The 9,800-nt window shown below is 66.2% G+C and carries 13 protein-coding genes; 9 read left to right on the plus strand and 4 right to left on the minus strand.

Translation table 11 applies throughout. The features are described 5' to 3' along the window. Nucleotides 1-12: 12 nt before the first annotated feature. Complete coding sequence (locus AB0L60_RS22355) at nucleotides 13-1,407, minus strand: MFS transporter (RefSeq protein ID WP_364616980.1); 1,395 nt, start codon at nucleotides 1,405-1,407, stop codon at nucleotides 13-15. Between the two features lie 140 nt (nucleotides 1,408-1,547). Here AB0L60_RS22355 and AB0L60_RS22360 point away from each other — a divergent pair, with 140 nt between their 5' ends. The 4 genes from AB0L60_RS22360 to AB0L60_RS22375 all read left to right on the plus strand — a co-directional run bounded on the left by AB0L60_RS22360 (nucleotide 1,548) and on the right by AB0L60_RS22375 (nucleotide 4,021). Continuing rightward, nucleotides 1,548-2,468 (plus strand): LysR family transcriptional regulator, encoded by a 921-nt coding sequence (locus tag AB0L60_RS22360; RefSeq protein WP_364616982.1) that lies wholly within the window; start codon nucleotides 1,548-1,550, stop codon nucleotides 2,466-2,468. Between the two features lie 42 nt (nucleotides 2,469-2,510). Further along, entirely contained in the window at nucleotides 2,511-2,762 is a 252-nt protein-coding gene (locus tag AB0L60_RS22365) for a hypothetical protein (RefSeq protein ID WP_364616984.1), read from the plus strand. Nucleotides 2,763-2,832: 70 nt separating this feature from the next. Next, complete coding sequence (locus tag AB0L60_RS22370) at nucleotides 2,833-3,249, plus strand: nuclear transport factor 2 family protein (protein ID WP_364616986.1); 417 nt, start codon at nucleotides 2,833-2,835, stop codon at nucleotides 3,247-3,249. Nucleotides 3,250-3,406: 157 nt separating this feature from the next. Next, nucleotides 3,407-4,021, plus strand: coding sequence for a class I SAM-dependent methyltransferase (locus tag AB0L60_RS22375; protein ID WP_364616988.1), 615 nt, complete (start codon nucleotides 3,407-3,409; stop codon nucleotides 4,019-4,021). Between the two features lie 188 nt (nucleotides 4,022-4,209). On the opposite strand, the gene AB0L60_RS22380 is transcribed toward AB0L60_RS22375, so the two are convergent. Further along, nucleotides 4,210-4,626: a DoxX family protein gene (locus AB0L60_RS22380; RefSeq protein ID WP_364616990.1), complete on the minus strand. Its 417-nt coding sequence runs from the start codon at nucleotides 4,624-4,626 to the stop codon at nucleotides 4,210-4,212. A 67-nt stretch (nucleotides 4,627-4,693) separates the two neighbouring features. After that, nucleotides 4,694-5,284 carry a TIGR03086 family metal-binding protein gene (locus AB0L60_RS22385; RefSeq protein WP_364616992.1) on the minus strand — a complete coding sequence of 197 codons (591 nt, stop codon included), beginning with the start codon at nucleotides 5,282-5,284 and terminating at the stop codon, nucleotides 4,694-4,696. 331 nt (nucleotides 5,285-5,615) lie between these two features. Here AB0L60_RS22385 and AB0L60_RS22390 point away from each other — a divergent pair, with 331 nt between their 5' ends. From AB0L60_RS22390 to AB0L60_RS22400, 3 genes are read left to right on the plus strand one after another with little or no spacing between them, the layout of a single operon-like run. Next, nucleotides 5,616-5,960, plus strand: a complete 345-nt coding sequence (locus AB0L60_RS22390; RefSeq protein ID WP_364616994.1) for an SDR family NAD(P)-dependent oxidoreductase — start codon at nucleotides 5,616-5,618, stop codon at nucleotides 5,958-5,960. A gap of 26 nt (nucleotides 5,961-5,986) precedes the next feature. Continuing rightward, nucleotides 5,987-6,466, plus strand: coding sequence for a hypothetical protein (locus AB0L60_RS22395; protein WP_364617032.1), 480 nt, complete (start codon nucleotides 5,987-5,989; stop codon nucleotides 6,464-6,466). 37 nt (nucleotides 6,467-6,503) lie between these two features. Further along, entirely contained in the window at nucleotides 6,504-6,803 is a 300-nt protein-coding gene (locus AB0L60_RS22400; RefSeq protein WP_364616996.1) for a hypothetical protein, read from the plus strand. A 101-nt stretch (nucleotides 6,804-6,904) separates the two neighbouring features. Here the strand turns inward: AB0L60_RS22400 and AB0L60_RS22405 are convergent, their stop codons facing one another. After that, on the minus strand, nucleotides 6,905-7,063 hold the full coding sequence (locus tag AB0L60_RS22405; protein ID WP_364616998.1) for a hypothetical protein: 159 nt from the start codon (nucleotides 7,061-7,063) through the stop codon (nucleotides 6,905-6,907). Between the two features lie 18 nt (nucleotides 7,064-7,081). Here AB0L60_RS22405 and AB0L60_RS22410 point away from each other — a divergent pair, with 18 nt between their 5' ends. Then, nucleotides 7,082-8,080, plus strand: coding sequence for a D-alanyl-D-alanine carboxypeptidase (locus AB0L60_RS22410; protein WP_364617000.1), 999 nt, complete (start codon nucleotides 7,082-7,084; stop codon nucleotides 8,078-8,080). A gap of 658 nt (nucleotides 8,081-8,738) precedes the next feature. After that, nucleotides 8,739-9,707, plus strand: coding sequence for a prolyl aminopeptidase (pip, locus tag AB0L60_RS22415; protein ID WP_364617002.1), 969 nt, complete (start codon nucleotides 8,739-8,741; stop codon nucleotides 9,705-9,707). Nucleotides 9,708-9,800 lie beyond the last annotated feature (93 nt).

Consider the following 9,800-nt stretch of genomic DNA (forward strand, 5'->3'; position numbering starts at 1 on the left):
CGGTCGTCTCGGTCATGCCACCTTCACCTCTGCACTGTCGTGCATCGAATTGCGCTGCGCTGCCAGGCTTTCCGCGTCGGCCCGGTCGATGGCCGCCAGGTCGGCGCCCTTGGTCTCGCGGGCGAAGAGCACCGCCACCACGGTCACCGCCGCCGAGGCCGCCAGGTACCAGGCGATCGGCACCGAGGACTTGTAGGAATCCAGCAGCCGCACCGCGATGATCGGCGCGAGCGACCCCGCCACCAGCGAGGTCACCTGATAGCCCAGGGACACGCCGGAATACCGCATGCGGGTGGGGAACATCTCGGCCATGATCGCCGGCTGCGCGGAGTACATGAACGCGTGGAACACCAGGCCGATGATGACGGCGCACAGGATGACCGCATTGTGCTTGCTGTCCATCATCGGGAAGGCGAAGAAACCCCAGGTCGCTGCGGCGAGCGCACCGACCAGGTAGACCGGCCGCCGCCCGATGCGATCGCTGAGCCGTCCGACCAGCGGGATGACCAGGAAGTGCACGGTGTGCGCCGCGAGCAGCCACCACAGGATCACCTTGGTGTTCGCTCCCACATGGACTTTCAGATACGTGATGCTGAAAGTGACAACGAGATAATAGAAGACGTTCTCGCCGAACCGAAGTCCCATGGCGGTGAACACACCTCGCGGGTACCGCTTCAGCACCTCGAGCGCACTGAAGGAGTTCGCCTTCTCCTGCTCGGCCAGCTGTTGCGCGGCCACGAAGATCGGCGCGTCGGTGATCTTGGTGCGCACGTAGTAGCCGATCAGCACCACCACCGCCGACAGCCAGAAGGCCACCCGCCAGCCCCAGGACAGGAACGCCGCGTCCGACAGTGTCGAGGTCAGCACCAGCAGCACGATGGTGGCGAGCATATTGCCCACCGGCACCGCCGCCTGCGGCCACGACGCCCAGAACGCGCGGCTGCGGCTCGGACTGTGCTCGGCGACGAGCAGCACCGCGCCGCCCCATTCACCACCGACCGCGAAGCCCTGGATGAACCGCAGCACCACCAGCAGTACCGGGGCCAGATAGCCGACCTGCCCGAAGGTCGGCAGACAGCCCATCAGGAAGGTGGCCGCGCCGACCAGGATCAGGCTCAGCTGCAACAGCTTCTTGCGCCCGTACTTGTCGCCGAAGTGCCCGAAGACGATGCCGCCCAAGGGCCGTGCCGCGAAGCCGACGGCGTAGGTGATGAAGGCCGCCAAGATGGCGTCCAGGTCGCTCGTGCCCTTCGCGAAGAACACCTTGTTGAACACCAGCGTCGCCGCGGTGCCGTAGAGGAAGAATTCGTACCACTCGACCACGGTCCCCGCCATGGACGCGGCGACCACGCGCCGCAATCCGGCCAGGCCGCCGCGGGCATCCGGTTCGGTATCCGGGAGGCTCATCGCGCAACTCCTTCACGCTCGGGCCGCCTCACCCCTCATCTGTGATGCGGCCCACATACTTCGATGCCAAGGAGTATTCGTGCACATTCGGTGCCCCCGCAATGACCAGATCCGCAGCCGCAATCTGCAAGAATGCAGAAATGAGCGTGACCTCCACCACAACCCGCCTCAGCCCCGACGATCTGCTGGTGCTGCTCGCGGTGGGCCGCACCGGCCGCTACGTCTCGGCGGCCGAGGAACTGGGCATCAACCACACGACCATCTCGCGGCGCATCGCGGCGCTGGAGCAGGCACTCGGCGGCCGGGTGCTGATTCGCGGTGCGAGCGGATGGGAGCTCACCGATCTGGGCCGGGAGGCGCTCACCGCGGCCGAGGCCATCGAATCCGCGGTCCGCTCGCTGACCTCCGACACCCCGGAACTCGAAGGCGTGGTGCGCATGTCGGCCACCGACGGGTTCAGCGCCTACGTGGCCGCACCCGCCATCGCGAGGATGCAGCGCCGTCATCCCGGGCTGTCGGTCGAGATCGTCACCGCCACCCGGCTGGCGTCCCTGCAGCGGTCGGGCTTCGATATCGAAGTGGTGGTGGGCAAACCGCAACTGCGCCGTGCCCGCGCCATCGCCCTGGGCGATTACACGCTCGGGCTCTACGCCTCCCACGGCTATCTCGCCGACCACCCCGCCCCGGAGGCTCTAGAAGACCTGTCCCGCCACCCGCTCGTCTACTTCATCGACTCCATGCTCCAGGTCGACGACCTCGACCTGGCCCCCACCTTCGCGCCAGCCATGCGCGAATCCATCTCCTCCACCAATGTTTTCGTGCACGTGGAGGCGACCCGGGCGGCCGCCGGGCTGGGCCTGCTCCCCTGCTTCATGGCCGACCGACACACCGATCTGGCCCGCGTGCTGCCGGAAATCTCTGTGCGCCTGACCTATTGGCTCGTCGCGCGCCCGGAAACCCTGCGCCGCCCCGAAGTCGCCGCCCTCGTCGAGGCGCTGCGCGAGCAGGTGGACACCCACCGCGACATGCTCATGGGTTCAGCCACCTCACCGGATCACTGACGGCGAACCGGCACCCGAACCGCGGGCTGTTGTGTTCTGCCGATGGGTGGGCACGTCTCGGTGTGGGTACCGATAGTCGTTGCGGCGCTGGGGTTCATCGGTGTGCTCGAAGCCCAGTTGATCGCCGCGTGGCGTGAGGCCCAGATCGCTTACCGGACCTTGCGAGCACTGATGCGCGCCGACCTGGGAATGGACGCCGAGCAAGACTTCTTGAACCACGCGAATATCACGACACCTCGACAGATCACGCCATGGGAGAACCAGGAACTTGATCCGCCGAACGGGTCGGCGTAGGGCCGGGCATCGCGACACCGCGGCCGATTCTCGCCAGCGTGGGCGGTGAGCGTCGATGACCATCGTGAGCATGACAACGGATGCGATGACCACCCTGCGGGCCTTCTATGCGGCCGAGGCCGCCTACCTCACCGACGGGGCCGAGTTCGAGGAGATGACTCGGTATCTGGCGCCGGATGTCGTGATGTACCAGGCCTCGAGCCTGCCCTACGGCGGCCAGTGGCACGGGCATGACGGCATCCGCGAATTCCTCGCCGCTATGGGAGACAGCTGGGACGGCCTCTGGTTCGACGAACAGCACTTCCTCAGCGAAGGGGACCGGGTCGTCGCCTACAGCCGAGGCCGGCTGCGTGCCCGGCGCACCGGACAAGTGCTGGAAACCTCGCTGCTGCAATGGATCAGCTTCCAGGACGGTCTGATCACCGAATTCCGGCCCTACTATCACGACACCTCGGCGGTCCTGGCCGCTCTGGCCGAGAACACCTGATCACCGGGGCACAGGCCCACGATCGCGACGACGCAGCCCGGGTCGAAGGGGTGTGACACGGGCCTTGGTCGAAGGAGGAACTGGGACCGACCGGTTGGCCTCGGCGCGGCGGTGGCACAGTGGACAGGGCACGGACCCGACCGAGGAGGAGCCATCCATGAGCGGACGTACCCCCAGCCGTTGGGAGGAGCTCACCGCCGCCGACCCTGCGCATTCGAAGTGGTACGTGGAGCGGTTCCGGAGATTGTCGGCCGAAGGCGCGGATATCGTCGGGGAGGCGCGGCTGATCGACGCGATGCTCGACCGCGGTAGCCGGGTCCTGGATGCGGGATGTGGTCCGGGGCGTGTGGGTGGCTACCTGCACGACGCGGGTCACGTCGTGGTCGGGGTCGACGTCGATCCGGTCTTGATCGCTGCCGCGGAGCACGACCATCCCGGCCCGACCTGGATCGTCGGTGATCTCGCCGAACTGGATCTGCCGGCCCGCAACATCACCGCCGACTTCGATGTCATCGTGTGCGCGGGGAACGTCATAACATTTCTGGCGCCCTCCACCCGAGGGGCGGTGCTGGCCGGTTTCGCCCGCAACCTCGCCCCGGGCGGCCGGGTGGTCACGGGTTTCGGAGCCGACCGCGGCTACGAGTTCCCGCAGTTCCTGACCGACGCCGAGAATGCCGGACTCACAGTGGATTTGCAGCTCTCGACGTGGGACCTACGCCCATTCACCGACCAGTCCGACTTTCTGGTGGCGGTGTTCTCGCGCGCAGACTGAAACCTGCTCTGCCCCAGGAAACCCCAACCAGGACCGGTGGAATTTGGTCCGCTGCAACACCGAACACCCTGCATTTCAGGTCCAGGCATCCATCTCCGGTGCAGTGGCGTGCGGCCTTACGGTCGGAGATGCGGGGCATACGAGATGTTCGCTGTGGGCGAATCCCATTCGCCCACAGCGACATTCAGCTACGTCCACTGCCCGGGCCGAAGCACGTCCATCCAGTGAGTCGGCCATGTCGCGAGGGCCACGATCACCGTGATGACCAGGTGCACCGGTGCGGCGAAACTCTCCTTGGGCCCGTGGTGGTTGATGATGTGTGTGACCACGGCGCCGGTCAGCACCAGTATCAGCACCGCGGCGCCGAGGAATCGCGTCTCGTGGAACGGGATCACCAACAGCAGCGCACATACCCCCTCGATCCCGCCGACCACGAACCGGAACCAGGCGGGCCACCCCCACTCCGCGAACTTGATCGAGTACGCAGGCCCGAAAAACGTCGGACCGGGCCAGAACTTGGTCACCGCCCCCATCATGAACTCGAGGGCGAGGAACCACAGGAAACCGGTCGCGACCCATCCGGGCCAGGTGTGAGCGATAGTCATACCGCCATGACCACCCACACGGCTGAAATGTGACACGCTCAGTGTGCAGGCGAGATGGGTTCGCCGCCTACGCTCGAATACCGGCCGCCCACTGCGGATTTCGCCCGGATGCGGCCACGGCCCGCACGAGCGGCTCTGCGTCATCGGCCACCTCGACTGCCCCGACGAACATGCCGTACGAGCGGTATTCCTCCGCACTGGAGTCGATGATCTCCCCGATGGTCGTGGCGGCCGCCGCGGAGACCCGGAACTCTTGTCCGGTCGCGGCCGCCACGTCCCACCCGTGCAGAGCGAGTTCGGCGAGCAGCATTCCCGCGACGTCGGATGCGGGCATCGAGGACCACCCGAGGTCGATCTCCCCCTCCCACACGGCAGGCTCGGACCATGCCCGCACTGCTCGATCCAGCTGCGCCGCATACTCTTCGGCCCAATCCGCTGCCGCCGTGAAGTCACGGGCACTCAGATCGTCGGGGATCGCCCGCCGCCGCGCCCGGCACTCCAGCCCGTAGGACGAGTAGAGCACCCAGTGGTTGATCAGCGTCCGCACATCGAATTCGGTACACGGCGTCGGCGCCGGCAACTGCTCCGGTCGGACTCCCCGCGCCACCCGCCCAGCCTCAGCGGCACACTCGGTCATCGCTGAAAGGATCGTGTTCATGCCGAGGACGCTATGCCGAGGCCGGACGTGTGATATTGGAAAAATACGTCACGGCGACCGCACCCGGTGGCAGAGGCGAATATCCGCAATGGCTGCACCTGGCCGTCCGCGATGCCCACGCGATTCGACACCGCTTCCAGTCGCAGCGTGTGAAGGATGCCGTCGACACCGCGGAGAAGGAGGCCGAAGCCGGCGCTCGACTCGTGCGAGTGGAGCGAGACGATTGTGCTGGGCCGGGTAATGAATGGCGTGATGCCGGCGTCGGGACGGTGCCGCGCATCTCAGGTTGGAACCACCATCACCGCAGATTCTGTACCAAAGGCAGGCGCACATGAGCGATGTCTTCGGAATTGCAGGTAAGACAGCATTGGTCGGGGGCTCGGGGCGGAATATCGGGCGGGCGATCGTGCTCGAGCTGGCCGGCTGCGGCGCGAACGTCATTGTCAACACCCGCAGCGATCAGGCGGAAGCCGGCTCGGTGGCGAAGGAGGCCGCGGATCTCGGCGTCGGCTCCCTGGTGGTGATAGGTGACGCCGCCGACAAGGCGACCGTGGAGCGGATGCGGACCCAGGCCGAGGCGACATTCGGCGGCGCGGATATCTACGTCAGCAACGCAGCCCGACGGCTTTACAAGGACTCTTCGAGATCACCGATGAGGGATGGCACGGCCACCTGAACCAGCAACTCACCGCCTCGTGGTACCTGGCCAAAGCGTTCGTGCCCGGCATGCGCGAGCGCGGCTGGGGCCGGGTGGTGCGTATCAACGGCGAGGATGGCTGGCTGGGCGGCTGGACCCGGGTCCCCCACTCGGTCGGCAAGGGCGGCCTGCGCACCCTGACCAAGTCCCTGGCCTCCGGGCTGGGCCAGTACGGGTGTGTGCCTTCCTGTGCTCGACGCGTTCAGCCGCCATCACCGGTGCCGTTATCCACGTCAATGGCGGTCAATGGATGTTCGGATAGCAACGGCAATAGCGATCGTTGCGGCGGATGGCCTCGGTGCTGGTGTTCCGTTGGTCGGGGGGTCTTACGGAACACCAGCCGAGGGCGATGCATCGGATGCGACATTCGTCCATCCGATGCAAGCGTCGAATGCGTCGGTCTTCTCTCTTCTTACGTATCAGGTCGGCCGGAGGTTCACTCGAAGCCTGCGCGTCCGACTCGTGTATCCAGGTGTCGGCGGTAGCATCACGCGCCGTGAGTGGCGATCCGAAGCTGGGTTCGTGACCACGGCCGGCCGCGGGGACGCGTCCTTCACCGGGTCGATCCCCGAAATTTACGACGACCTGCTGGTTCCGATGATCTTCGCGGACGAGGGTTCCAGCCACTCGACGCCGGAGACCGGTGCGGTGGCGTTCTGCCAGGGGACCCCGCTGCGTGGCGAAATCGAACGCCACTCGTTCCTCGACGTCGAATCCGCAACCGCGATCGCAACCACGGAGTTGCGTCGGCGATATGGGCCGGGCGAGTTCGGCGCGCCAATCCGATGGCTGCAGGTCACAGCCCGGCGGCCAGCCGATTAAGCGGTATTCCGTCGCAACTTCCCCTATGCCGAAACCGGCACGCCCACAGATTCCTCACCGGCACCGATACCGCCAGAGCGCCATTTGCTCTGCTGCATGGCTCACCCGGCACTTGGATCGGTGATGCCTCTGGCCGACGAATTGGCATCAGCGACACAGAAACTCGACATCCACGGAACCAGCACATGCGCGATCAGCGCCGACTCGAACCGCCCTGCTCGCTGCGTCGAGCGGTCGGGCACGAACGAGAACTGCAGCACCGGAGTATCTCGTTAGCTATGCGCCTGCTACGGCCCGAGTTTTGCGACAATCCCGGAAATGAAATCCCTCAGTTCAAAGGGATTGAAAGGCAGAATGTCGCCATGCCGACATTTGCTCGATTGTTGCAGACTGTCATCGCAGGGGCGCTGATTGCGGCGGTCAGTCATGGCGTCGCAGCCGCTCCCGCCGCGAGTGCGCCCAATGGCCTGCTGCCCTGGCCCAATTCCGAGCCGGACGGAATACAGGCGCCGGGGGCTGAACTGGCAGACGGAATTACCGGCACGATGCTGTGGTCGCGAGAGCCGGACACGCCGGTCCCGATAGCCAGCATCGCAAAGGTGATGACGGCACTGGTCGTGATCAATGGCGGCGACCTCGAGCGGACTGTCACCGTGCCGCAGGAGGCCATGTCCTATTGCGCCCGGAACGACGGAAGCAGCGCAGGCCTGGTCCCCGGCGAAGTGTTCACCACACGACAGGCGCTGTACGCGATGATGCTGCCGTCCGGCTGCGACGCCGCCTATACCCTGGCCGAGGCATACGGGCCCGGCCAAGACGGCTTCATCGCCAGAATGAACGACACCGCGGGTCAAATGGGCCTGACGGGAACACATTTCGCCGATCCCAGCGGACTGCCCTCCCCCGACGACTACGCCACCTACTCCACACCGGCGAACTTGGTGGCCCTCGGCCTGCGCGCGATGAGCCTGCCGGCATTCCGCGAGATCGCGGGGTCGGAGACCTATCACCTGCCCGCCGGCCCGGGCAATCGCGAGCACCACTGGCAGACCACGAATCTGCTGCTGCACGAGTATCCCGGCACCATCGGCATCAAAACCGGATCCACCGACGCCGCGGGAGCCTGCCTGCTGTTCGAGACGGTGCGGGCTGGAATACCCCTGATCGGTGTGGTCCTGCACAGCTCACCCGGCAGCGGCCGCTCCGCGAAGGAAGACGCTGAGCGCCTGCTGAACTGGGCCTACAACCCCATCTTCAGCGCACTGCCGATCCGTTAGCGCCGACTACCGCAGGCCACCTGTGAATCCTGGCCCCACGAACGCCGACGGCCCGAAATCAACTCGGACCGTTGGTGTTTCACGGTACAAGAGGCGTCACATTCGTACCCCAGGCCACGGCCGGTCGAGCGCATCGGCATACTGGTGGAGTAGAGCGATAACTGCATACCGTTCGCTGGTCATTGCGGGACCGTAGCGGCCAAACCCACGTCCCGACCGGTGGACGTCTCGCTGATCGGGACAATTACCTTGACCAACAGTCGAATGAGTCCACAGTCGGCTGCGACACGATGTGCGCGTTCCAGGTGCGTCCATCGCTGGGCGGGATCGGAAGCGGACCTCGCGGCCGGCATTTCGCGCTGGTAGAGCTGTTGGTGCCAGTACTGGGAGCCGGCGTCGCCGACCGCCGCCTACACCGGGCGACGCTCGCGCCGGGCAGCCGCTGCGGGACGCGTTCCCGACCGCCACCGCGGTTCCGGAGATCGTGGCCGCAGGGGTATGACCTTGCAGCACCGCGATACCGGCGATGACGAGTGCGGCGTGCGGATACCGCTGAACCAGGTCTTGTCCCGTAATACGTTCTATACGTTGGCGCCGCGGCCAGGTCAACGCTCGCGCCGGACGTCGATGCTGCGTGTCTCCGCTAACCTTGGCAACCGTGTCGACGTCCTTTTCCTCGATCGATCCGTACGCTGGCGGTCTGCTCGAGGTCGGTGACCGAAACCACGTGTACTGGTGCACCAGCGGCAACCCTGCGGGCCGGCCCGCGCTGGTGGTGCATGGCGGGCCGGGCAGCGGGAGCAGCCCGCGAGCGCGGAAGTCGTTCGATCCGAACGTCTTCCGGATCGTGCAGTTCGATCAGCGCGGCTGTGGACGCAGCCTTCCTAGCGCCGCCGATCCGGACACCGACATGGCGGTGAACACCACCGAGCACCTGATCGCCGATATGGAGCGGCTGCGCACCCACCTCGGCATCGACCGCTGGCTGCTGTACGGCGGGTCCTGGGGCTCGACGCTCATCCTCGCCTACGCCGAGCGGTACCCGGAGCGGGTCACCGGGATCGTGCTGGTCGGCGTCACCAGCACCCGCCGCCGCGAGATCGACTGGCTGTACCGGGGTGTCGCGCGGCTGCTGCCCGCCGAATGGGCGCGGTTCCGGGCCACGCTGTCCGGCGACGGTGACCCGGTCCAGGGCTACCGGCAGTTGATGGAACACCCGGACCCAGTGGTACGCCGCAGTGCCGCGATCGAGTGGTGCCGCTGGGAGGACGCGGTCATCGCGCACGAATCTTTTGGCAGCCCAGGGCAGTACAGCAGCAAGCCGGACACCGCCATGCTCGCCTTCGTCCGGATCTGCACGCACTACTTCGCACACGCGGCGTGGCTCGACGAAGGCGTACTGCTACGCGAAGCCGGTCGGCTCGCCGGTATTCCCGGCGAATTGATCCACGGTCGCCTTGATCTCAGCGCCCCGCTCGAAACCGCGTGGGAACTCGCCAAAGTCTGGCCAGACGCCCGCCTGCACATCATCGACGACTCCGGCCACACCGGCAGCCCCGCCATGGGCGAGGCGGTCGCCCGCGCCATCGCCCGCTTCGCACAGTCCGATACCAATCGGGTCAGTTAGAGCCTGGTGACAAAGCGTTTGGTCGGTAAAGGCCAGCTCGCCGAGATGCCTTGAGCGGGAGCGTGTTCAGAAGAGTCCGGGCGATCAACCCGT

This window comes from Nocardia sp. NPDC051981, assembly GCF_040680715.1.
Lineage (GTDB): Bacteria > Actinomycetota > Actinomycetes > Mycobacteriales > Mycobacteriaceae > Nocardia.

Excerpts from the sequence above, each read along its gene's own strand:
- AB0L60_RS22390 (WP_364616994.1), top strand. The coding sequence starts at position 5,616 with ATGAGCGATGTCTTCGGAATTGCAGGTAAGACAGCATTGGTCGGGGGC.
- AB0L60_RS22360 (WP_364616982.1), top strand. The coding sequence starts at position 1,548 with ATGAGCGTGACCTCCACCACAACCCGCCTCAGCCCCGACGATCTGCTG.
- AB0L60_RS22355 (WP_364616980.1), bottom strand. The coding sequence starts at position 1,407 with ATGAGCCTCCCGGATACCGAACCGGATGCCCGCGGCGGCCTGGCCGGA.
- AB0L60_RS22365 (WP_364616984.1), top strand. The coding sequence starts at position 2,511 with ATGGGTGGGCACGTCTCGGTGTGGGTACCGATAGTCGTTGCGGCGCTG.
- AB0L60_RS22375 (WP_364616988.1), top strand. The coding sequence starts at position 3,407 with ATGAGCGGACGTACCCCCAGCCGTTGGGAGGAGCTCACCGCCGCCGAC.
- AB0L60_RS22380 (WP_364616990.1), bottom strand. The coding sequence starts at position 4,626 with ATGACTATCGCTCACACCTGGCCCGGATGGGTCGCGACCGGTTTCCTG.
- AB0L60_RS22385 (WP_364616992.1), bottom strand. The coding sequence starts at position 5,284 with ATGAACACGATCCTTTCAGCGATGACCGAGTGTGCCGCTGAGGCTGGG.
- AB0L60_RS22370 (WP_364616986.1), top strand. The coding sequence starts at position 2,833 with ATGACAACGGATGCGATGACCACCCTGCGGGCCTTCTATGCGGCCGAG.
- AB0L60_RS22410 (WP_364617000.1), top strand. The coding sequence starts at position 7,082 with ATGCGCCTGCTACGGCCCGAGTTTTGCGACAATCCCGGAAATGAAATC.